The sequence below is a fragment of the Williamsia sp. 1135 genome, from assembly GCF_002095395.1.
In the GTDB taxonomy this organism is placed as follows: domain Bacteria; phylum Actinomycetota; class Actinomycetes; order Mycobacteriales; family Mycobacteriaceae; genus Williamsia.
This window is the reverse complement of record NZ_MJEI01000098.1, coordinates 92,005-114,414: the sequence shown is the minus strand read 5'-3', so window position 1 is coordinate 114,414 and position 22,410 is coordinate 92,005. Positions and strand designations below refer to the sequence as shown.

The 22,410-nt window shown below is 64.8% G+C and carries 17 protein-coding genes and 1 riboswitch; of the genes, 9 read left to right on the top strand and 8 right to left on the bottom strand.

Translation table 11 applies throughout. From position 1 onward, the window contains the following. Positions 1-67 precede the first annotated feature (67 nt). From gndA to BFL43_RS17505, 8 genes are all read left to right on the top strand, one after another. Positions 68-1,510: an NADP-dependent phosphogluconate dehydrogenase gene (gene gndA / locus BFL43_RS17540; protein WP_084893776.1), complete on the top strand. Its 1,443-nt coding sequence runs from the start codon at positions 68-70 to the stop codon at positions 1,508-1,510. 104 nt (positions 1,511-1,614) lie between these two features. After that, entirely contained in the window at positions 1,615-3,057 is a 1,443-nt protein-coding gene (locus tag BFL43_RS17535) for a GuaB1 family IMP dehydrogenase-related protein (protein ID WP_084893775.1), read from the top strand. A gap of 110 nt (positions 3,058-3,167) precedes the next feature. After that, positions 3,168-4,556: a hemolysin family protein gene (locus BFL43_RS17530; protein ID WP_084893774.1), complete on the top strand. Its 1,389-nt coding sequence runs from the start codon at positions 3,168-3,170 to the stop codon at positions 4,554-4,556. Further along, on the top strand, positions 4,549-5,625 hold the full coding sequence (locus BFL43_RS17525) for a hemolysin family protein (RefSeq protein WP_084893773.1): 1,077 nt from the start codon (positions 4,549-4,551) through the stop codon (positions 5,623-5,625). Before BFL43_RS17530 ends, BFL43_RS17525 begins: the two co-directional genes overlap by 8 nt. Positions 5,626-6,019: 394 nt before the next feature. Then, positions 6,020-6,532: a hypothetical protein gene (locus tag BFL43_RS29185; protein WP_206186693.1), complete on the top strand. Its 513-nt coding sequence runs from the start codon at positions 6,020-6,022 to the stop codon at positions 6,530-6,532. A gap of 100 nt (positions 6,533-6,632) precedes the next feature. Beyond that, a complete protein-coding gene (locus tag BFL43_RS17515; protein WP_084893772.1) occupies positions 6,633-8,816 on the top strand; it encodes a malate synthase G in 2,184 nt (727 codons plus the stop codon). 122 nt (positions 8,817-8,938) lie between these two features. Next, the gene (locus tag BFL43_RS17510; protein ID WP_143695375.1) at positions 8,939-9,508 is read left to right on the top strand and encodes a hypothetical protein; all 570 of its coding nucleotides are present in this window, start codon (positions 8,939-8,941) and stop codon (positions 9,506-9,508) included. Positions 9,509-9,614: 106 nt separating this feature from the next. After that, positions 9,615-10,799, top strand: coding sequence for a substrate-binding domain-containing protein (locus tag BFL43_RS17505; RefSeq protein WP_240498330.1), 1,185 nt, complete (start codon positions 9,615-9,617; stop codon positions 10,797-10,799). Between the two features lie 74 nt (positions 10,800-10,873). Here the strand turns inward: BFL43_RS17505 and gcvP are convergent, their stop codons facing one another. From gcvP to secA2, 8 genes are all read right to left on the bottom strand, one after another. Further along, positions 10,874-13,690: an aminomethyl-transferring glycine dehydrogenase gene (gene gcvP / locus BFL43_RS17500; RefSeq protein ID WP_084893770.1), complete on the bottom strand. Its 2,817-nt coding sequence runs from the start codon at positions 13,688-13,690 to the stop codon at positions 10,874-10,876. 181 nt (positions 13,691-13,871) lie between these two features. Further along, positions 13,872-13,966, bottom strand: a riboswitch (glycine riboswitch). A 51-nt stretch (positions 13,967-14,017) separates the two neighbouring features. Further along, positions 14,018-14,668, bottom strand: a complete 651-nt coding sequence (locus BFL43_RS17495; protein WP_084893769.1) for a MerR family transcriptional regulator — start codon at positions 14,666-14,668, stop codon at positions 14,018-14,020. Positions 14,669-14,916: 248 nt separating this feature from the next. Then, positions 14,917-15,435 carry a bifunctional nuclease family protein gene (locus BFL43_RS17490; RefSeq protein ID WP_084893768.1) on the bottom strand — a complete coding sequence of 173 codons (519 nt, stop codon included), beginning with the start codon at positions 15,433-15,435 and terminating at the stop codon, positions 14,917-14,919. Positions 15,436-15,632: 197 nt separating this feature from the next. Further along, positions 15,633-16,322: a MerR family transcriptional regulator gene (locus tag BFL43_RS17485; protein ID WP_084893767.1), complete on the bottom strand. Its 690-nt coding sequence runs from the start codon at positions 16,320-16,322 to the stop codon at positions 15,633-15,635. A 35-nt stretch (positions 16,323-16,357) separates the two neighbouring features. After that, positions 16,358-16,816, bottom strand: coding sequence for a glycogen accumulation regulator GarA (garA, locus tag BFL43_RS17480; RefSeq protein WP_346425978.1), 459 nt, complete (start codon positions 16,814-16,816; stop codon positions 16,358-16,360). Positions 16,817-17,034: 218 nt separating this feature from the next. Continuing rightward, complete coding sequence (gcvH, locus tag BFL43_RS17475; protein WP_084893766.1) at positions 17,035-17,439, bottom strand: glycine cleavage system protein GcvH; 405 nt, start codon at positions 17,437-17,439, stop codon at positions 17,035-17,037. A gap of 109 nt (positions 17,440-17,548) precedes the next feature. Then, complete coding sequence (locus BFL43_RS17470; protein ID WP_084893765.1) at positions 17,549-18,181, bottom strand: CDP-alcohol phosphatidyltransferase family protein; 633 nt, start codon at positions 18,179-18,181, stop codon at positions 17,549-17,551. A 53-nt stretch (positions 18,182-18,234) separates the two neighbouring features. Then, the gene (gene secA2, locus BFL43_RS17465; RefSeq protein WP_084893824.1) at positions 18,235-20,664 is read right to left on the bottom strand and encodes an accessory Sec system translocase SecA2; all 2,430 of its coding nucleotides are present in this window, start codon (positions 20,662-20,664) and stop codon (positions 18,235-18,237) included. A 176-nt stretch (positions 20,665-20,840) separates the two neighbouring features. On the opposite strand from secA2, the gene BFL43_RS17460 reads away from it, so the two are divergent. Continuing rightward, positions 20,841-22,406, top strand: a complete 1,566-nt coding sequence (locus BFL43_RS17460; protein ID WP_143695374.1) for a hypothetical protein — start codon at positions 20,841-20,843, stop codon at positions 22,404-22,406. Positions 22,407-22,410 lie beyond the last annotated feature (4 nt).

Sequence of the window (22,410 nt, the reverse complement as noted above, 5' to 3'; positions counted from 1 at the left end):
CCGGGCCTCCCAGGGTGGTGTGAGACCATCGTCCGCGCCCGCGAGAGGTTCGTCATAGGGTGTAGCCATGACTGAAACTGCTGCCCGCGCCCAGATCGGTGTCACCGGACTCGCGGTGATGGGTTCGAATATCGCCCGCAACTTTGCCCGACACGGCCACACGGTGGCGCTGCACAACCGCAGCATCGCCAAGACAGACACGCTCATCGAGAAGCACGGCACCGAGGGCGATTTCGTACGTACCGAGACGATGGAAGAATTCGTCGCAGCACTCCAGAAGCCACGTCGGGTTCTGATCATGGTCAAGGCGGGCGATCCCACCGACGCCGTCATCGAGGAACTGGCCTCGTTGATGGAAGAGGGCGACATCATCATCGACGGTGGTAACTCGCTCTACACCGACACCATCCGCCGCGAAGCCGCAATGTCCAAGCGCGGCCTGAACTTTGTCGGCGCCGGCATCTCCGGCGGCGAAGAGGGTGCGCTGAACGGCCCGTCGATCATGCCTGGCGGCCCCAAAGAGTCCTACGAGTCCCTCGGCCCGCTGCTGGAGTCGATCTCCGCACACGTCGACGGTGAACCGTGCTGCACCCACATCGGCCCCAATGGCGCCGGTCATTTCGTGAAGATGGTTCACAACGGCATCGAGTACGCCGACATGCAGCTGATCGGTGAGGCCTATGACCTCATGCGCAAAGCCCTCGACCTCCCCGTCGCCGAGATCGCAGATGTGTTCCGCGAATGGAACTCCGGAGATCTGGACAGCTACCTCGTCGAGATCACCGCCGAGGTCCTCAGCCAGATCGACGCCGAGACCGGCAAGCCGCTCGTCGACGTCATCGTCGACGCCGCCGGCCAGAAGGGCACCGGCCGCTGGACGGTCAAGTCCGCCCTCGACCTTGGTATCCCGACGACCGGTATCGCCGAGGCCGTGTTCGCCCGCGCACTGTCCAGCGCCACCGATCAGCGCAAGCAGGCCAAGGGTCTCGCATCGGGAACCCTTGCCGACTCGCCGACCGACAAGAAAGCATTCGTCGACGACATCAACAAGGCGCTGTACGCCTCGAAGGTCGTCGCCTACGCCCAGGGCTTCGATCAGATCGCCGCCGGCAGCACCGAATACGACTGGAATCTGCACCCCGGCGACCTCGCCACCATCTGGCGCGGCGGCTGCATCATCCGCGCCAAGTTCCTCAATCGCATCCGCGACGCGTACGCCGAGAATCCGGAACTGCCCAGCCTCCTGTTGGCCCCGTACTTCCGCGACGCGGTCGAGAACGCCGTGGACAGCTGGCGCCGGGTCGTGGCGACCGCGACGACCATGGGAATCCCGGTGCCGGCGTTCGCGTCGTCGCTGTCGTACTACGACGCGCTTCGCGCCGATCGGCTCCCGGCGGCGCTGACCCAGGGTCTGCGCGACTTCTTCGGAGCGCACACCTACCAGCGCATCGACAAGGAAGGCACGTTCCACACCCTGTGGAGCGAAGGCCGCACCGAAATCGAAGCCTGACCTACCCGAAAATGTGCCCTTTTGGCGAACAAACCCGCAGGTGACCTCCGCCAAAAGGGCACATTTTCGGGGGTGCTGGGCATTACTGCGTACAATCGACTCACGTGCGATTCCTCGATGATCATTTCCCCAGCTACGACCTGACCTACGACGACGTGTTCCTGGTGCCCGGGCGCACCGATGTCACCTCCCGATTCGATGTGGATCTGTCGTCGGTGGATGGGTCCGGAACCACGATTCCCCTGGTTGTCGCCAACATGACCGCGGTGGCGGGACGACGGATGGCTGAGACCGTGGCGCGCCGAGGCGGTCTGGTCGTACTCCCACAGGATCTGCCCATCAACGCTGCCGCCGAGATGATCTCGTTCGTCAAGGGCCGACACCTCGTGGCCGACACTCCGGTCGTGCTCGGCGGCGACGCCGCCGTGTCCGATGCCCTCGCGCTGCTCCCCAAACGCGCCCACGGCGCGGTTGTCGTCCTCGACACCGACGCGCACACCCCCATCGGGGTGGTCACCGAGTCGGCCTGCGCCGACGTCGATCGCTTCGCTCGCCTCACCGACGTACTCGATCCGAGCTTTGTCACGGCACCGGTCCATACGCCGCCACGCGAGATCTTCGAGCTCCTGGACGGCGCCCATACCGACCTCGCTGTGCTGACGAACGCCGACGGCTCACTCGCCGGGGTCCTGACCCGGGTCGGCGCAGTTCGTGCCGGGATCTATCAACCGAACGTCGACGACAGCGGCAGCCTCCGGGTCGCCGCCGCGGTCGGCATCAACGGCGATGTTCGGGCCAAGGCCGCTGCCCTCGTGGAAGCGGGTGCCGACCTCCTCGTGGTGGACACCGCCCATGGGCATCAGGAGAAGATGCTGACCGCACTCGAACAGATCGCCGACGCGGATCTGGGCGTACCGCTCTGCGCCGGCAACGTCGTGTCCGCCCAAGGAACCAAGGACCTTGTCTCCGCGGGTGCGAACATCGTCAAGGTCGGGGTCGGCCCGGGTGCGATGTGCACGACCCGGATGATGACCGGCGTCGGCCGCCCGCAGTTCTCCGCGGTTGCCGAGTGCGCTTCTGCGGCAAGAGACAGTGGCGCACACGTGTGGGCTGATGGCGGTGTCCGACATCCGCGCGATGTCGCCCTGGCCGTTGCTGCGGGGGCCTCGAACGTCATGATCGGCTCCTGGTTCGCCGGTACGTATGAGAGCCCCGGAGACCTCAAGTGGGACCGCGCAGGCAAGCCGTACAAGGAGAGTTTCGGAATGGCGTCCAAGCGAGCGGTCGCGGCCCGCACCGCCACCGACAGTTCCTTTGACCGTGCCCGCAAGGCGTTGTTCGAGGAGGGCATCTCCAGTTCTCGCATCGCGCTGGACCCCGAACGGCCCGGTGTCGAAGACCTCATCGACCACATCTGCTCCGGTGTCCGGTCCACGGCGACCTACGCCGGCGCGCGCTCGCTGGACGAGTTGCACCAGAAGGCGGTGCTCGGCGTGCAGTCCGCAGCAGGGTTCGCCGAAGGACGGCCACTGCCCACGGGCTGGTGACCCGTTAAGCTCGCTGTATCCCGGGCACGACTCCCGACCGGGCTCGACGATAACTTGGAGGCTCGTTTGGTGCCCGCGGCACCGCTGGACGTCACCCGTGGTGATCGGTGATGCAAGCACTCATTCTCGTCGCCAGTCTCCTCGGATTCATCGCTCTCACACTCGGCACCGCCCTCTTCGTGGCTGCCGAGTTCTCGCTGACGGCGCTGGAACGATCGACAGTGGACAACGACTACCGGACGCGTGGTGATCTGCGATCGAAGCAGGTCAGGAACGCGCACCGAACCCTGTCGTTCCAGCTCTCCGGCGCCCAGCTCGGCATCACCATCACCACCCTGGTGACCGGGTACATCGCTGAACCGGTGCTGGCGCAGCTGTTCGCGCCCGCGTTCGACGCTGTCGGCTTGCCGGACGGTGTGACGAGCGCGATCTCGCTGATCCTGGCCCTCGTCATCGCGACTTCGCTCTCGATGATCCTCGGCGAGCTGATCCCGAAAAACCTCGCGATCGCCAAGCCCCTGCCGACAGCACGCGCAACCGCGGGACCGATGAGCCTGTTCTCGGCCATGTTCCGCTGGCTCATCAACGCACTCAACGGGACCGCCAACTGGGTGGTCCGGCGGGTCGGCGTCGAACCGGCAGAGGAACTACGATCGGCTCGTTCCCCCCAGGAGCTGGGCTCACTGGTTCGCAACTCGGCGCGGCACGGCGCCCTCGATCCGGGCACTGCCGCACTTGTCGACCGCTCACTGCAGTTCGGAGAGCGCACCGCCGAAGACCTGATGAGTCCGCGGGTCACCGTCGAATCACTCGACGTTCATGACACCGTCCGCGACCTGATCATCGCGTCTTCCCGAACTGGCTACTCGCGATTCCCGATCCTCGACGGCGGCGACCTCGACAACATCGTCGGGGTCGTCCACGTCAAACAGGCTTTCACGGTTGCCATGGCCGATCGCGCCACGACCGAACTGGGCTCTCTCGCCCGAGACGTACCGGTTGTTCCCGCCAGCCTCGACGGCGATTCGCTGATGGACCAGATCCGGGCCGACGGTTTTCAGGTCGCCGTCGTCGTCGATGAATACGGCGGGACCGCGGGGATCGTCACAACCGAAGACCTGATCGAGGAGATCGTCGGCGACGTGACCGACGAACACGACGACGAGCAGGCGGACGTCCAGAGTGACGGCGACGGGTACATCTGCAATGGACTCCTACGCATCGACGAACTTTACGATGCGATCGGCTATCGCGCTCCGGAGGGACAATTCGACACGCTCGGAGGACTACTGATGTTCGAACTCGGCCGTATCGCCGCCGAGGGGGATGTCATCGATCTGCCGGAACGCGTCGTCGCATCCGACGAAGACGACGACCGGTCGAACACCGAACCCGAGCAGCGTTGGCGGGCCCGCGTGGTCCGGATGGAAGGCCGGCGCATCGATGTCGTCGCGCTGACCCCCATCGACGGTTCCGACTCGGAGGCTTCCCATGGGTGATCTTCTCGGAGTCGTTCTGACGGTGTTCCTGCTCGCCGGGAACGCTTTCTTCGTGGGCGCGGAGTTCTCGCTGATCTCAGCCCGCCGCGACCGACTCGAAGCACTCGAGGAACAGGGAAAACGCCGTGCGCGCACGGTCATCGAGGCAAGCGAGCATCTGTCCCTCATGCTCGCCGCAGCCCAGCTCGGCATCACGATCTGCTCTATCCTGCTGGGCCGGGTCGGAGAACCCGCGGTGGCCCACCTCATAGAGAAACCCCTTCATCTCGCCCACGTGCCCGACGGTCTGCTGCACCCGATCTCGTTCGCGCTGGCGTTGTCGCTGGTCGTCGTGCTCCACATCTTGCTGGGAGAGATGGTTCCGAAGAACATCGCGCTGGCAGGTCCCGAACGTTCGGCGATGCTGCTGGTACCGGCGCATCTCATGTTCATCAAGTTGGCGCGTCCACTAATCGCGTTCTACAACTGGGCCGCCAACGTCTCGCTGCGGATCCTGCGCGTGGAACCCAAGGACGAACTCGATGCGACCGTCTCGGCCAACGAGTTGTCCGAGATGATCGGCGAATCCCGCCAGGAAGGCCTGATCGATCAGGAGGAGCACGAGCGGCTCACCCGTGCACTCCAGACATCCGGACGAACAGTGCTCGAGGTTGCGATACCTCTGAGCGAACTCCGCAGCGTGCAGGTCACCAGGGACCCGAACACCGGTCGGGTCGGACCCACCCTGGGGTCGATCGAGCAGGCGGTCACCGACACCGGCTTCTCGCGGTATCCGGTCCGCGGTACCGACGGCACCTACACCGGCTACCTCCATCTCAAAGACGTGCTCGACGAGATCCTCGACGAAGAGGTGGGTCCGGACAGCATCATCGGTGTGGACAAGATCCATCCGTTGCCGGTGCTGGCTGACCGGACCCCACTCGACGAAGCCACCGCCGCCATGCGCCGGACCAGCTCTCACCTCGCTGCAGTGGTGGACGACAACGGCCGCACGGTCGCGGTCGTGGCACTCGAAGATCTGGTCGAGGAGTTCGTCGGTACCGTGCGCGACGAAACACATCGGGTGTGACTGCCGCCGCGAACCCGCGACCGCTGACCGAAGCAGTGTGGCTCGCAGCGGCGCACGCGCACCGCGACCGCGTCGACAGTCTGCTGGAGGTACACCCGCCGACTGTGGGCGACGCCGACGCCGCCCATCCGGTGTGGGGATTCCTGTTCACGTACTACAGTTTTCGGCCCGCTCAGCTGCGCAGATGGCATCCAGGCCATGGTGTCGCGCTCGCCGGCCGCGCCGCCCGCGGTTATGCGGAGTACACCGGTTACACCATGGTCGGGGACGTCGTCACGGTGAGCGCGGAGTACCTGCGCAAACGGCGTCGAACAGTCGACTTCGTCATCGACCTGCTGACCACGAGCCGGGACCGATCACCGAGTTCAACTGCTTCGGCCTCCACGAATGGGCCATGGTCTTCCAGGCCGCACCAGAGCAGATCCGACACACCGGGGTTCCGCTGCGCCTCAGTCCTGCCGACACGGATGAGGTCGTCCGCTCACTACCGTTGCGGTGTACTCATTTCGATGCCTACCGGTTCTTCACCGGGCCCGCCCGGCCGTTGAATCTCACCGTTCTAGACCGCGATACCCAGGTCCACGACGAACAACCGGGATGCATCCATGCCGGAATGGACCTGTACAAGTGGGCGCACAAGTTGTCGCCTCTGCTTCCCGCCGAACTGGTGGCCGACGCGTTCGACCTGGCGCTCGATTTCCGTGAACTCGATATGCGGGCCAGCCCCTACGATCTGTCGGAGTTCGCACTCGACCCGATCCGCATCGAGGACGCGGCGGGCCGCGCGGACTACGTACGGGCGCAGACCAGGCTCAGTGATCGCTCTCAGCAACTGCGCAGCAGGTTGATCGACACCTGTCGCAGGCTGTCGGTCCCGGAACTCGACACTGGGACAGATCGCTCCTGACCAGAGGGGCAATGGCCTACTCCCCGAGGCACGAGGTTTAGCTACCGCCAAGTAACATAGGGCCCGAAATGCCCTGGATCAAGAGAGAGTGAGGCCGGTAATGGCTCAGCGCGTCACCGTCGACGGCGGCTTGCAGGTTGCGTCGGTTCTGTATGACTTCATCAACAACGAGGCTCTCCCCGGCACTGGCGTAGAGCAGGATGCGTTCTGGGCAGGCGCGGCCGCCGTGATCAACGACCTCGCGCCACGGAACCGGGAACTGCTCGCGATCCGCGACGACATCCAGGCCAAGATCGACGGGTGGCACAAGGACCACCCTTCGAGCGGGCCCGCCGACTTCGATCACGCAGCCTACAAGGCTTTCCTCACCGAGATCGGCTACCTCACCGAGGTCCCTGCCGACTTCCAGATCAGCACGACCGGTGTCGACACGGAGATCACCAGCACCGCCGGACCTCAGCTGGTGGTCCCGGTGCTCAACGCCCGTTTCGCCCTCAACGCCTCCAACGCGCGCTGGGGATCGCTGTACGACGCCCTGTACGGCACCGACGTCATCTCCGAAGACGGAGGCGCCGAGAAGGGCAAGTCGTACAACAAGGTTCGCGGCGACAAGGTCATCGCCTTCGCCAAGGACTTCCTCGACACCGCGGTGCCACTGGAATCGGGCAAGCATTCGGGCGCCACCGCGTACACCGTCGTCGACGGTCAGGCCCAGGTCACCCTGGCCGACGGCTCGAAGACCGGATTCGCCGACCCCGCCGCATTCGCCGGATACACCGGAGATGCCGCCACCCCGACCGGCATCCTGCTGCGTCACAACGGTCTTCACCTGGAAATCCAGATCGACGCCGACTCCCCCATCGGCTCGACCGATGCCGCCGGCGTCAAGGATGTGCTCGTCGAGTCGGCGATCACCACGATCATGGACTTCGAGGACTCGGTCGCGGCCGTCGACGCCGAGGACAAGGTCACCGGCTACCGCAACTGGCTCGGCCTGAACAAGGGCGACCTCGCCGAAGAGGTCACCAAAGGGGGAAAGACCTTCACCCGCGTCCTCAACGACGACCGCCACTACACCGCACCCGACGGCTCAGACCTGACCTTGCACGGCCGGTCGCTGCTGTTCGTCCGCAACGTCGGACACCTGATGACCAACGACGCCATCATCACCGCCGAGGGCGACGAGGTCCCCGAAGGCATCCTCGACGCGCTCTTCACCTCCCTGATCGGCAGTCATGGACTCAAGACCGACGGACAACAGAACTCGCGGACCGGGTCGATCTACATCGTCAAACCCAAGATGCACGGACCCGACGAGGTGGCGTTCACCGTCGAGCTGTTCGGCCGGGTCGAACAGGTCCTGGGCCTGCCGACGGGCACCCTCAAGGTCGGCATCATGGACGAGGAGCGCCGCACCACGGTCAACCTCAAAGCCTGCATCAAGGCCGCCGCCGACCGCGTCGTGTTCATCAACACCGGATTCCTCGACCGCACCGGCGACGAGATCCACACCTCGATGCACGCCGGCACCGTCGTCCGCAAGGGCGAGATGAAGTCGCAGACCTGGATCAAGGCCTACGAGGACTTCAACGTCGACACCGGACTACACGCCGGGCTGCAGCACAAAGCCCAGATCGGTAAAGGCATGTGGGCCATGCCCGACCTGATGGCCGACATGCTCGAGCAGAAGATCGGGCACCCCAAGGCCGGCGCCAACACCGCCTGGGTCCCGTCCCCGACCGCAGCCACACTGCACGCCCTGCACTACCACCAGGTCGACGTCTTCGAACGCCAGGACGAGATTGCCAAACGCGACCCCGCCTCGGTCGATGACATCCTCACCATCCCGCTCGCGCCCCGCACAGACTGGACGGACGAGGAAAAGCGCGAAGAACTCGACAACAACTGCCAGTCCATCCTGGGCTACGTGGTGCGCTGGATCGATCACGGCGTCGGCTGCTCCAAGGTCCCCGACATCCACGACGTCGCACTGATGGAAGACCGCGCGACCCTGCGGATCTCGAGCCAGCTACTCGCGAACTGGCTCCATCACGGCATCGTCACCGAAACCGACGTCGTGGCCTCGCTCGAACGAATGGCACCGGTGGTCGACCAGCAAAACGCCGGCGACCCCACCTATCGCCCGTTGGCTCCCGACTTCGCAGACAACATCGCGTTCCAGGCAGCCAAGGAACTCATCCTCGAGGGCGGCAAACAGCCCAACGGATACACCGAACCGATCCTGCACCGCCGGCGTCGGGAGTACAAGGCTGCGAACGCCTGACATGTGATCAGAGCATCGCGGGCAGCTACTCTGATCTGCTAATTATCTTGTGGCCCGGGCACTCCGCCCGGACCACAAGGCATTTCGGGAGGTCGAGGACTGTGTTTCAGACGATCAGGCGTTTGACGGTGTTCATGTTCGGCGCGGTCCTGCTGGCGGCGGTTGCCACAGGCTGCGGTAGCGATGAGGAAGGTTCCGCCACAGCGGCTTCCAGTGCCCCGACGGCGGCATCGGACACCTCCGCAACCACTCCGGCTACTGCGGAGGACAGCGGCGAGATCTCGGAGATCGATGCCGAGGTCGGAGATTGCGTCACCCTGGGTGGCACCATGATGGACGCCGAGATCGACACCGCGACCTGCGGTACCACCGATTTGCACTATGTGATCGTCGCGAAGGCCGCCAACGAGGCCGACTGCGCGACGGACATCGACCAGACCTACTACGAGGAATTGGGCGGGTCCACCACCGGGGTGCTGTGTCTCGACGTCGACTGGGTCGAGGGCAAGTGCTTCGAACCGGGAACGGGCTCGGACAGTACGGTCCAGGTCCCCTGCACCGATCCCGCCGGCGAGAAGGTGCTTGCTGTCCTGACCGGCACCGTCGATGAGAACGAGTGCCCCGATGGCACCGAGACCTATTACACCTACGACGAGCGACAGAAGGTCGTCTGCACAGCGCCTGCTGCCTGACCCGGCCACCGGTACCGCATAGACTGCGCAACACAGTCTGCCTCTCCCCGCCGATCGCGGTTCACGACCGGCGGGGACGATGCGGATCCGGGTCGAGAAGTAATCGGTGAATCGAGGTGTGGTGGGGGAACATCGCAGGGCCGGCGGCAGTAGAGGTATCAGTCGCGGCCTCCTGATCGCCGTCGCGCTGATCATCATCCTGGTCATCCTCGGTTTTCTCTGGTCGCTCCTCGGCGACCGGATCAGCAAGCAGGGACAGGACGCGGCCGAACGCTGCGTCGAGGGTGATCTCGCCGTCTCGATCATCAGCGACCCGGCTCTGGCCGCCCCGCTCGAGACGGTGGCTGCGAAGTACAACGCCACCGACCCCGTCGCCAGGGATCGCTGCATCACGATCGAGGTGCGCCCGTCCGACGCCAAGGTCACGCTCGACGGCCTCACCGGCACGTGGGATGTCGAATCCCGGGGTCAGTACCCGGCCGCCTGGATTCCGCAGTCGTCGGTGTGGAGTTCGCAGCTGACGACGGCGAATCCGAGCATCGTCGACGGCAATCCGTCCTCGCTGGTGTCGAGTCCCGTGGTGTTGGCCATCCCCACAGCCGCCCGACAAGCCATGGACGGCAACGTCGGCTGGATCGAGCTGCCGACTCTGCAACGCTCTGAGGCCGCGATGGAACGCCTCGGCCTCCGGGGGTGGGGACCACTGCAGATGGCGATGCCGATCGGGCCGCAGACAGACGCGACGTTCCTTGCCGCGCAGGCGATCGCGACAGAGATCTCTCGCACCACCAGCGGCGCCCTGTCACCCGAAGACGCCGCGTCGCAGTTGGTGTCCTCGACGTTGACAGCGATGAAGGCCGAGGCCCCGCCGACCGACCTCGGCACCGCTGAGAGCGGCGTGCAGATGCTGATGAAACAAACCGACCCCGCCGCGGGCACGCTCCACGCCGTGCCGATCACCGAGCAGCAGCTGTACCTGCAGACCAAGGATGACGCCGATCCGGGTGTGGTGGCGCTCCTGCCGACCGGGCCGACCCCCATGGCCGATTTCCCGGTGGTGACGTTGACCGGGGATCAGGTCGACGTCGCGGCCCGCGACGCGGTGAACGACTTCATCGATTACGTTCATGCACCCGAACAGATCTCGACGATCACCGAACTCGGATTCCGCGGTGGCGGTCGGTTGCCGCCCGCCACCGCTGCGGTCACCTTCCCGGTGACCCCGTCGCCCATGCCCGCACCCTCCGCGCCGGCCCAGAACTCGATCACCGAGATTCTGACCCGCCGCTAGCCCCGATGATGGGTCGTTCTGGCGTTGCCCACCTGGGCAGATGTTCGCCAAGACGACCCATCATCGGAGGTGGATCAGGCGAAAGCCTCGACCGGTGGGCAGCTGCACACCAGGTTGCGGTCGCCGTACACGCCGTCGATGCGACGCACCCCCGGCCATACCTTCGCTCGACCACCCGCCGACGGCAGTCCGTTCGGGTAGACGGCGACGAGCCGGTCGTACGCGTGGTCCCACTCGCCGACCAGGCATTCCGCGGTGTGCGGAGCCCCACGCATCGGGTTGTCGTCCACCGTCCACTCGCCGGCGGCGACCTTGGCGATCTCCGCGCGGATTGCGACCATCGCATCGCAGAAGGCGTCGATCTCGTCGAGGTTCTCGCTCTCGGTGGGTTCGATCATCAACGTGCCCGCCACCGGGAAGCTCATGGTCGGGGCATGGAAACCATAGTCCGCCAGACGTTTTGCGACGTCATCAATCGTGACGCCCGTACTCTTGGTCAGTGGACGGAGGTCGATGATGCATTCGTGGGCCACCCGATCCCCCGCGCCGGTGTAGAGCACCGGGTAGGAATCGCGCAGGCGCGCGGCGATGTAGTTGGCCGAGGCGATCGCGGTCAGCGTCGCCTCGCGGAGTCCGGCCGCACCCATCATCCGGATGTACGCGTAGGTGATCGGCAGGATGGACGCCGAGCCGTAGGGCGCCGCCGAGATCGTCAGCTGTCCAGGTAGTTCGTCGGCCAGCGGGTGTCCCGGCAGGAACGGCGCGAGGTGCTCCCGCACTCCGATGGGTCCGACGCCCGGGCCGCCACCACCGTGTGGGATACAGAAGGTCTTGTGGAGGTTGAGGTGGCTGACATCCCCACCGAATCGGCCTGGCCGGGCGACCCCGACCAGGGCGTTGAGGTTGGCGCCGTCGACGTAGACCTGCCCGCCCGCGTCGTGGACGGCCGCACAGATGTCACCGATCTCGTGCTCGAACACCCCATGCGTCGACGGGTAGGTGATCATGATCGCCGCGAGTTCGCCGGCGTGCGTGTCGATCTTCGCCCGCAGATCGTCGACGTCCACGTCACCGTTGTCACGGCACGCGACGACCACCACCCGCATACCCGCCATCACTGCGGACGCGGCGTTGGTCCCGTGCGCGCTCGACGGGATCAGGCAGACGGTGCGGTCGAGGTCGCCCCGGCTGCGGTGGTACTCGCGGATCGCGAGGAGCCCGGCGTATTCACCCTGCGACCCCGCATTAGGCTGAACGCTCACCTTGTCGTAGCCGGTGATCGCCACCAGCCAGTCCTCGAGGGTCGAGATGATCGTTCGCATCCCGCGGACGTCGTCGGACGGCGCGAAGGGATGTAGCCGGGAGATGGTCGGCCAGGTGATGGCCTCCATCTCTGCGGCGGCATTGAGTTTCATCGTGCACGATCCGAGCGGGATCATGCTGCGGTCCAGCGCGATGTCCTTGTCGGCCAGCGTCCGCAGGTAGCGCATCATCGCCGTTTCGGTGCGGTAACGGTTGAACGCGGGGTGGGTGAGGAACTCGGAGGTCCGCTCGAGGACCTCCGGATCCCCCGGCTCGACGGCGGTCACCGCGAACGCTTCAAGCACGGCGGCGACATGAGTATCGGTGGTCGCCTCGTCGCACGCGACGGAGACGTGATCCTCGTCGACGAGACGGAGATTGATGCCGCGATCTTTGGCTGCGGCAACGATCGCTGCTCCGCGCCCGGGAACATGGGCCAGCACGGTGTCGAAGTACGCCGTGTGCACGAGCGAATCCCCCAGTGCCGCAGCGATGCGCTGAGCGTGGCCATGGACCCGCCGCGCAATGGCCCGTAGGCCGTCGGCCCCGTGGTAGCTCGCGTACATGGCGGCGATGATGGCGAGCAGCACCTGCGCCGTGCAGATGTTGCTGGTCGCCTTCTCCCGGCGGATGTGCTGTTCGCGCGTCTGCAACGACAGGCGGTAGGCGAGGTTGCCGTCGACGTCCTTCGACACCCCGACAAGGCGTCCCGGCAGCTGGCGCGCGTGCTTGGAGTGCACCGCCAGATAGCCGGCATGGGGTCCGCCGAATCCCATCGGGACGCCGAACCGCTGCGTGGTGCCGAAGCAGACGTCTGCACCGAGTTCTCCGGGCGGCGCGATCAGGGTCATCGCGAGCAGATCCGCACCGATCGCCACCAACGCGCCGCGTTCGTGTGCGCTGTCGATGATTGCCGCGCAATCCAGGATTCGGCCCGATGCAGCCGGGGTCTGCGCCAGCACCCCGAAGAAGTCACCGTCGGGCAGACCCTGCGACAGGTCGGCGGTCACCACCTCGATCCCGAGTGGTTCTGCCCGGGTGGCGATCACGGCCGCCGTCTGGGGGAACACATCGAGGTCGACGACGAAACGTGGAGACCTGCTCTTGCCTGCTCGGCGTAGGAGGGTCATCGCCTCGGCCGCCGCAGTGGCCTCGTCGAGCATGGACGCGCCCGCGATCTCCATCCCGGTCAGGTCGGAGACCATGGTCTGGAAGTTGAGGAGCGCCTCGAGCCGACCCTGGCTGATCTCGGGCTGGTACGGCGTGTACGCGGTGTACCAGGCCGGATTCTCTAGGATGTTGCGCACGAGCACGGGTGGGGTCAATGTGTCGTAGTAGCCGAGTCCGATCATCGACGTCGCCACGGTGTTCTGGGCAGCGAGCTCGGCCAGTTCGGCCAGGGCCTCGTGCTCCGAGGCGGCCGGTGGCAACGCGTCGAGTCCGTTGCTGTCTGCGCGGTCGAGGATGCCTGCGGGCACCACCTGCGTGGCCAGATCATCTAGTGAATCGGCGCCGACGAGAGCGAGAATGCGTTCGAGCTCGGGACCGTCGGGGCCGATGTGACGAGTGGTGAAAGACATATCGGTCATGGGTAGGACCTCCGCAATGACCGACCAGGGGTCGACCACGTGTTGTGCCGGCTCGCGGCCGGACGCCGGTCCTCCCCCTCTGTCCTATCCACCTCGCGGTGGACGCCTGAGAGATTCAGCCACGCGTACGCGGCCTTTCACCATGGGCGGACGGCAACAGCCATCACTCTCCAGAGACGCCGACGACGACACGGTCCTTGATGCCTGAGAGTTTGACGGAGAGGTGTTGCTCCTTCGGCGGCCACATCTGGTGTGGCTCTCTCCCGGGTCGCTGCGACGCCTAGCCAGTCTAGACCGATCGTGGCAGAGCGCGCCGGGCCAGGGCTCCTAGCCGGTGCGCCGAGCGCGGTTCTTGCGACGTGAGGCCAGTTCGTCCTCGGGTGCGGTCTCGGTGACCCCGCCGTCGGCCCGTTCGGCCGGGAAATCTGCGATCGTGCCGCTGAGCTCGCGCATTGCGCCGCTCACCGCGATGCCGAAGACTCCCTGACCACCTTGCAGCAGGTCGACCACTTCTTCTGCGGACGTGCACTCGTACACGGTGGTGCCGTCGGAGAACAGGGTGATCCGGGCCAGGTCCTCGACCCCGCGCTGACGGAGGTGGTCGACGGCGACGCGGATGTTCTGCAGTGAGATACCGGTGTCGAGAAGGCGTTTGACGATCTTGAGGACCAGGATGTCCTTGAAGGAGTACAGCCGCTGACTGCCCGACCCAGCCGCACCACGAATGGACGGAACGACCAGCGAGGTACGCGCCCAGTAGTCGAGTTGACGGTAGGTGATGCCGGCGATCTGGCACGCACTGGGCACGCGATAGCCAACGAGTTCATCGGGCACCGTGTCGTTGGGGAAGAGTCCCGGTGCGATGTCGACCAGTGATCCCTGGGTGGGTACATCCGGCCGTGGCGCATCACCCGTCGCGTGGTCGGCATCTTCCGCCCCGTGGGCTCCGTACTCACCGTCGTGTGGCTGATCGCCCACTGGGATCTCCTCGCGTGCTGGTCGGTGACCGTCTGAGCAACGTCCTGGCGCCGACGCACCAACTTTACTCGTTATGACCGGTCAAAATCACATCACCGCAATTTTCGCGGTCTGAGAAGACGGTAAGGGGCTCAGACCCCGCGATCAACGCGACTCGCCCTAACCCTGAACCTAAACTCGAGCTTTAGGCGTTTCGTGACCCCGCAGTTTCCATTCCGTGACCGTGACTGCGGATCGGACCAGCCGGGTCAGGCTCCTCCGGTGGCCTTGAAATCATCTGGGGAGACCGAGTCGAGGAACTCCTTGAACTTCTCGACCTCGTCCTCCTTAACCTCCGTCGCGGACTCGTCGTCATCCGACTCCTCCACATCGTCGGCGGGCATCAGCAAGCCTGCTTCGGCGAGCACGGATTCCTCGGCATAGATGGGAACCTCGGCCCTCATCGCGATGGCGATCGAATCCGACGGACGTGCCGAGATCCGCAGATCTCCCGCGAACACGAGATCTGCGTAGAACGTGCCTTCTTGCATGTCGACGATCCGGACCTCGACCAGCTCGTGGCCGAGAGCGCTGATCAGGTTGACGATCAGATCGTGGGTCAGGGGCCTGGGTGGCTCAACACCCTTTTGGCGCAAAGCAATTGACGCCGCCTCGCTCTGCCCGATCCAGATTGGCAGATAGCGCTCACCGGACGTCTCCTGCAGCAGGAGCACCGGCTGGCTCTGCGGCGGTTCCACACGAATACCTACCACGCGCATTTCACTCATGCGATCGGCCCTCCCAACGGTTCTGCGGTCATATGCTCACCGCTTCCAATCCTATGGCAAGGCGACCCGCCCCACGAGCGGCCAGCTCAAATGGTGCAGCTCCGCCAAGTTGGTCGAGCTCCGCCTCCGGCTTCGTCTCCGCCAAGTTGGTCGAGCTCCGCCTCCGGCTTCGTCTCCGCCAAGTTGGTCGAGCGGGCTCAGTCGAGAACTTCGCGCACAGCCTGCTTGACCAACTGGGTGTGCAGGGTGACAGACAGCGCTGCTATCTCACGCACCATCTCTTCGGCTCGATCGCGCGCACCCGTTCCCTTGCCCTTGGCGATGGGACTCGCGATTTGCGCGACCAGCCCGGCCTCACGGTCGGCCGAAACCTTGAACGCCCGGAGATGGCGAGCCTGAACGCCGAAGTTCGCAAGGGCCGAGGCCGCCGACACCAGACGCACCGCATCCTCGTCGAAGAATCCGCGAGCGCCGGGAACGAGAAGTCCGTTGTCACACAGCTCTGCGACGAAGGCGGCATCGACGCCGGTCCGCTCGATGAGCGTGTCCCTACTGAGCCTCCCCCCGCCGCTCTGCGAGAAATCGGTCGCCGGAGCCACCCAGTTCTTCGCAGACGACAGCAGGCGGGTGCCCGATTGCGCCTCAGAAACGGCGCCGCGATCGATCTCCTCGAGCTGCTCTTTGATGACCTTCAGCGGCAGGTAACGGTCACGCTGCGCCGTGAGGACAAAGCGCAGACGTTCACAGTCGGCACGACTGAAACGGCGGTACCCGGACGGTGATCGTTCCGGGGTGATCAGGCCCTCGGACTCCAGGAATCTGATCTTGGAGATCGTCACGTCAGGGAACTCGCCGCGCAACTGATCCAGAACCGAGCCGATCGACATCGATCCTTCAGATTGTTGCCCCGCCGACGGTGAGGTCACGCGTTCGAGGAGCCTTCGTCACCACTGGGGCCGGTCAGGAAGACAAGCCGGAACTTGCCGATCTGGACCTCGTCACCGTTCGCGAGAACTGCCGAATCGACAGGCTCGCGATTGACGTAGGTGCCGTTGAGGCTGCCGACATCGACAACCTGGAAATCGTTGTCGCCCAAGCGGAACTCGGCGTGACGCCGGCTCACCGTGACGTCGTCGAGGAAGATGTCGCTGTCCGGGTGTCGACCGGCCGAGGTCGTGGCCTGGTCGAGCAGGAATCGCGATCCGGCGTTGGGGCCACGCTTGACCACCAGCAGCGCCGTACCGGCCGAGAGGCGTTCTACGCCACTGGCCGCAGCTTCGGTGGTGGAACCACCGGTCGACTCCATCTCCTTGATGAAATCGGCCCGGAAGACCGAGGTGGTCTCCACCGGAGCCTCGAAGTCCTTCTCGTTGTCGCTCACCAATTCTCCTTCTTCGTAATTGTCCCCGCGGCCACCGATTGGGACCTTGTCGTTCCACGGTGATTGCGGCGGCTTCGGCGGTCTGACTACTCATCCGCCGAGTTCGGCCTCATCGAGTGGATTGGGGCATTACCCGTGACCTAGACCGTACCCTGCAACCGCCCGCAGATGCATAAACCGGCTGCATACAGTGTGTGCAACCGGCATCGCGGCATATCTTATCCGGCAGCGACTTCGCCGTACCCGGCGGCGTCCAGCATCTCGCCGAGCACCTCGTCGAGATCGGTGCCGGAATCGACAGTGATCTCGACCAGCCAACCGAGGCCATAGGGCTCGGAGTTGACGAGGTCGGGGCTTGCCTCCAGGTCGTCGTTGATCGCCGAGACCACACCGGCAAGCGGCCCGAAGATGTCGGAGACGCTCTTGGTCGATTCGACCTCGGCAAACGATTCCCCGATCACCACGGGATCGTCGATGGCCGGCAGCTGCACGAAGACCACGTCGCCCAGTTGATCCTGTGCGTAATCGGTGATTCCGACCCGCACCGTGCGGTCGGACACCTGCTGCACCCACTCGTGTTCGGTGGTGTACCGCAGATCGTCTGGAGTCTGCTTTTCGGTCACGATTGTCGCCTTCCGTCTTGCGCTTGGGCCGTCACGGCTCCGGCACTGGGTCGAAGAAAAACTTCAGCGGGAGTTGAAGGGAAAATTTAGCGTATCGAGCTCACTGCCCTCATCGGGCCGAGTCCTTTGCCGAACGGTCCGAACCCTTGGCCGGCGGCAAGGTCCGCACCACGAGTATCGCCTGTATCCAATACAACACGAACGACCACAGGTACATCGCGGTGCCCCAGATCATGAAGGCCCAACCGCACGGGTAGAAGACGTCCCCGACCACCGAATCGATTTGTCCGGCAAGGATCATCGGGAATCCATACATCAGCGCGAAGGTCGCCGCCTTGCCGACGTAGATCGTCGGCAGCGCCGTGATCCCGCGCGAGCGCAGCAGCGGCGCAGTGGCCAGGAGCAACACATCGCGGCCGACCAACAGGCCCACCAACCACCACGGGACGATTCCCCGCACCGCGAGACCGATCGGCACCACCAGCATGTACAGCCTGTCGGCCGCTGGGTCGAGCAGAGCCCCGAGCTTCGAGGACTGGTCGAGTAGGCGTGCGATCTTGCCGTCCGCCCAATCCGAGAGTCCGGAAAAGAACAGGATCGCGAAAGCCCACCCGTCGGCCTCTTCTACCAACAGCACCCACAGGAATACGGGCACGAGTGCCAGCCGCAACGCGCTGAGCAGGTTGGGAACGGTGAATATCCGATCCGACTCCACAATCGGGTCCGAGTCGGTCTCCTCCATGCCGAACAGCCTGTCACATCACCCGCACCGCGCGGGAGATCGGCGCGGGCGGACTATCGGAAGATGCCGATGATGCCCTGCAGCGCCTTGGCGCCGCCTGACGAGAACGGACTGTCATGGACCATGTAGGTCCACGTCGTGGTCGATCGGCGCAGATCGGCCTGTTCGAGATCGACTCCGTCCGCGGTGATGATCGCCTCCCGAAATGTCTTGCGGGCATTCTCGACCGCGTCGCCGGGCAACTTCCCGAACTCCTCGAGGATCAGCTTGTGGAACTCATCGAGCGGCGATTCGCGGCCGAGCGAGCGCAGGTGGATGCTGGCGCGAACGTCGGAGACGAACGCGAGGTGATCAGCCCAGGCGCGGTCGAGGTGAAAGAGCATGATCTCGCGAGCTGCCTGCTCGAGGACCTCAACAGGCACCGGCTCGGTCTTCTCGTCCTTTGCGGCTTCCTCCATGTTCCCTGTGGCCTCCGCATTGTCCGCGTCCGTTTCGGCCTTGTCCGCCTCGGCCTTCTCTTCGGCCTCGACCGGGGCTTCGCCGATCAACTCGAGGTAGCGCTTGTTCTCGGACTCCTTGAGCTCGGTGAGCGCGGCATCGGTGGTCAGCAGTTCTGTGCGCCGCCTGACAACGATCTCGCGCTGCTGATTGACCAACTGGTTGTAGCGCCACGTGTTCGCGTGGAGTTCGAGCATGACGCCCTCCGCGACCCGTTGCGCCTGCTCGATCAGGTCGACACCCTTTGACCCGAGAGAACCGTCCTCAGAAGAACTGACCGGATCGCGCTTGAGGGTCAGGTTGCGCGTCACGACCGGATCTTCGGCGCTGGAGAAGAAGACCGACCGACCCGGGTCCCCCTGCCGTCCCGCGCGTCCACGCAATTGGTTGTCCAGCCGCTCGGTGTCGTGCCTGCCGGTTCCGACGACACAGAGACCACCGAGTTCGACGACCTCATCGCGCTCCGATGTCGACTCTCCGTCCTTCTGCCCCTTCGAGCCACCCAGTTTGATGTCGGTACCTCGCCCTGCCATCTGCGTCGACACCGTGACCGCATTCTTGGCCCCGGCCTCGGCGATGATCTTGGCTTCCTCAGCGTCGTTCTTGGCGTTGAGGACCACCGATGTCACACCGGCGCGACCTAGCAGATGGGCGAGCTCTTCCGACTCGGCCACATCATGGGTGCCGATGAGGATCGGCTGACCGGTCTCGTGGACCTCTTTGACGAACTCGACGACGGCGTCGGCCTTGTTGGACTTGTTGTCGAAGACCCTGTCGACCTCGTCTATGCGAACGTTCTTGGTGTTGGGCGGGATCTGCGATACCGCAAGCTGGTAGAACTGCCGCAACTGCTCGCCGGCCGCCAGTGCGGTGCCGGTCATGCCGCACACCTTCGGGTAGCGCCCGATCAGCGCCTGCACCGTGATGGTGTCAATGACCTCACCCGAATCCGTCTGCGCCAGGCCCTCTTTCAGCTCAACAGCGGCCTGCAGACCATCCGGCCACCGCTGGAGCTGCGCCACTCGGCCTCGTGAGGCGTTGATCAGGTGTACACCGCCGTCGCGGACGATGTAGTGGACATCGCGCTCGACGAGGATGTGCGCATGCATGGCCACGTTCACGTGCACCAGTGTCGTGCCGACGTGCTCTTCGTCGTAGAGGTTGATGCCCCCGAGTTCGGCCTCGATGTAGGCGGCACCCTCGTCGGTGAGATAGACGTTCCGGCCTTCGGCATCGATTTCGTAGTGGGTCTTCTTGAGGCGGGCGACAGCGTCGTGGATCGGCTTGTCCGGGACTTCGCCGATGGTGGCGCCGGCCAGGATGAGGGGCACGAGCGCCTCGTCGACGAGTACCGAGTCGGCTTCGTCGATGATGGCGACATCGGGTTTGGGCGAGACGAGGTCGTCGGCCCGCGTGACGAGCTGGTCGCGCAGCACGTCAAAGCCGATCTCGTTGACCGAGCCGTAGGTGATGTCTGCGTCGTAGGCCGCTTTGCGTTCGGCGCGGGTCGAGTTCTCCGAGACTGCCGCGGAAACGATGCCGAAGTGGTCGAACAGTGGCTTCATCCAGTCCGCGTCGCGGGTGGCGAGGTAGTCGTTCACAGAGATGACATGCACACGGTGACCCTGCAGGACGAAGCCGACGGCGGCGATGGCTCCGGCAAGCGTCTTGCCCTCACCGGTCGCCATCTCGATGATGTCGCCCTCGAGTAGACGAAGTGCACCTTGTAGCTGGACGTCGAACGGGCGCATGTCCAGCGTCCGGTCACCCGCCTCTCGCGCGAGAGCGAGGAATCGGGCACGGTCGTCGCCTTCGGGGTCTGTGATGTCCAGCTTCTCGGCAGCGGCTGCGAATTCCTTGTCCTCGAGCTCTTTTGCCCAGTCGTCGAACGAGGCGGCCTTCTTCAGGAGTGTCAGAGACTTCGACTGGTTACGCGAGGACTGCGCTCCCAGTAGCCGCCACATGTTGTTCGTGAGCTTTCCCACCGAGCCGTACTCCCTCATCCATACTGCAAATACGCGGTCACATTCGAAAACTGCCGTGCTCCACCGTACGCGGATCACGTTCGCGCGTTACCGTACGCGGCAATCGCCAGACCACCGCAAGCTCCGCACTTCCGCGCAGGTCACGCAAGCCAATAGGATGCCATCCGGAGGTGGCCATGGGTTCGAAACGCGGGTCTGGTGCGTCGCGCTCACCAGGGGTTCGCTTTGCGATCCGATCGGTGTTCGCCGGCGTCCTGTTGGGGTGCGCGGTGGGCCTCGGCGCCTACAACCACTGGGGCCTGGCGCTGGGGCTGGGTGTACCCCTGACGATCGCCGCGGTCTTCGTCGCTCCCCGGCCTCGGCGCATCGACGGTGCGCTGCAGGGCGGCCATTCGTCGCAGCAGATCCCCGTGACCGTGGAGGCGCTCACCCGATCGAGCCTCGATGCGTCGAACCTGCAGCCGACTCTCGTCACCGCCACCATCACTCCGCCGAACGACACCGAATATCGAACCCGGTGGCTGTCGGCAATGCCGAAGAGCATGGTCGCCAATCTCCTGAGCGATGCCGACAATCGACTGCCGGCTTCCTTCATCCCCCCTCGCCCACCGGAATCGCTGCCGTATCAGTCCGGTGGCAAGCCGGTTCCGGAACCCGAGTTCGGTGACAACCCCGCAAAGTCGACGCTTCTGTATCCCGTGATCATCGTCGCCGTCGCGGCGGCGCTGTTCCTCGGCGTCGGCGGCGGCTGGCGTTTTTCGGTATCGCTTCCGTCGACGGACATCGGCTCGGTCATCGGGGACGGCGGCAGCGACAACCTGCAGGAGCGGATGGACGCGCTGGCCCAGAAGGTCGTGGATGCGAGTCCTACGGCCGCGACGAACGTGCTCAGTCTCGAACTCGGAGAGGATGGGAGCGATCGCGCGTATGTTCTCGACCCTGCCACTGGCGAAAGCCTCTACCTCTGGTACTCCGCATCAAGTGACAAGTGGTACGGACCCGATCGCGACTCGACGCAGTTCCGAGCGGGCAAGACGTTCTCGCTCGCCGACGTCTCGGGCATGCGGTTCAACGAAATTCGCGATCAGATGGCGGCCGCGATACCCCCGGAGATCGGGGGCTTGAGAACGATGAAGATCGAGCGATCCGCGGATAACCAGCCCGTTCTCGCCTCCGCGACCTTCGGTGAGGTCTTCGAAGGCGAGGCCACGATGCAAGCCGACACCACAGGCAAACTTGCGGCCTGGTTCCAGCCAGGTGACTTCGACGCGGCCATGAACCAAGCGGCGCGCGCTCTGGAGGAGACCGGGCTGTCGACGTCTGAGCCACTTTTCACAAGATTCGAGATCCGCGGTACGGACTCCGACACGCCCATCATGCGGGCGGGAACCATCCAGAACTCCGGCGGAGTATTGATGGACTTCTCAGACATCAGCCGAAACGGAAGTCTCTCGATCGTCCCCGGCTCGTTTCCGGTCTTCAGGAGCACCGATACTCCGTCTCGCGACTACACCGACGGCGCGGTCGCGTTCGACGACATCTCGGCGCAGACGTTCGACGCCGTCCGCGACGACGCGATGCGTCGGCACTCCGTGGATGCCTTCGACCGCAATCGCGTCGATATCCAAACCTCGAGCACCTACGTCGTCGATCAGTATCAGACAGTGATCATGGTCGAGGTCGGCCCCGACAGTCCGATCGACTACTACACCCTCGACGGTCGGTTCATCGAATCCGACTGACCGG

Bases quoted from the DNA above. Each gene is read 5' to 3' on its own strand.
- BFL43_RS17490 (WP_084893768.1), bottom strand. From the start codon at position 15,435: ATGAGTGAAATGCGCGTGGTAGGTATTCGTGTGGAACCGCCGCAGAGC.
- BFL43_RS17530 (WP_084893774.1), top strand. From the start codon at position 3,168: ATGCAAGCACTCATTCTCGTCGCCAGTCTCCTCGGATTCATCGCTCTC.
- BFL43_RS17525 (WP_084893773.1), top strand. From the start codon at position 4,549: ATGGGTGATCTTCTCGGAGTCGTTCTGACGGTGTTCCTGCTCGCCGGG.
- BFL43_RS17460 (WP_143695374.1), top strand. From the start codon at position 20,841: ATGGGTTCGAAACGCGGGTCTGGTGCGTCGCGCTCACCAGGGGTTCGC.
- gndA (WP_084893776.1), top strand. From the start codon at position 68: ATGACTGAAACTGCTGCCCGCGCCCAGATCGGTGTCACCGGACTCGCG.
- BFL43_RS29185 (WP_206186693.1), top strand. From the start codon at position 6,020: ATGGTCTTCCAGGCCGCACCAGAGCAGATCCGACACACCGGGGTTCCG.
- gcvP (WP_084893770.1), bottom strand. From the start codon at position 13,690: ATGACCGATATGTCTTTCACCACTCGTCACATCGGCCCCGACGGTCCC.
- BFL43_RS17515 (WP_084893772.1), top strand. From the start codon at position 6,633: ATGGCTCAGCGCGTCACCGTCGACGGCGGCTTGCAGGTTGCGTCGGTT.
- BFL43_RS17485 (WP_084893767.1), bottom strand. From the start codon at position 16,322: ATGTCGATCGGCTCGGTTCTGGATCAGTTGCGCGGCGAGTTCCCTGAC.
- BFL43_RS17470 (WP_084893765.1), bottom strand. From the start codon at position 18,181: ATGGAGGAGACCGACTCGGACCCGATTGTGGAGTCGGATCGGATATTC.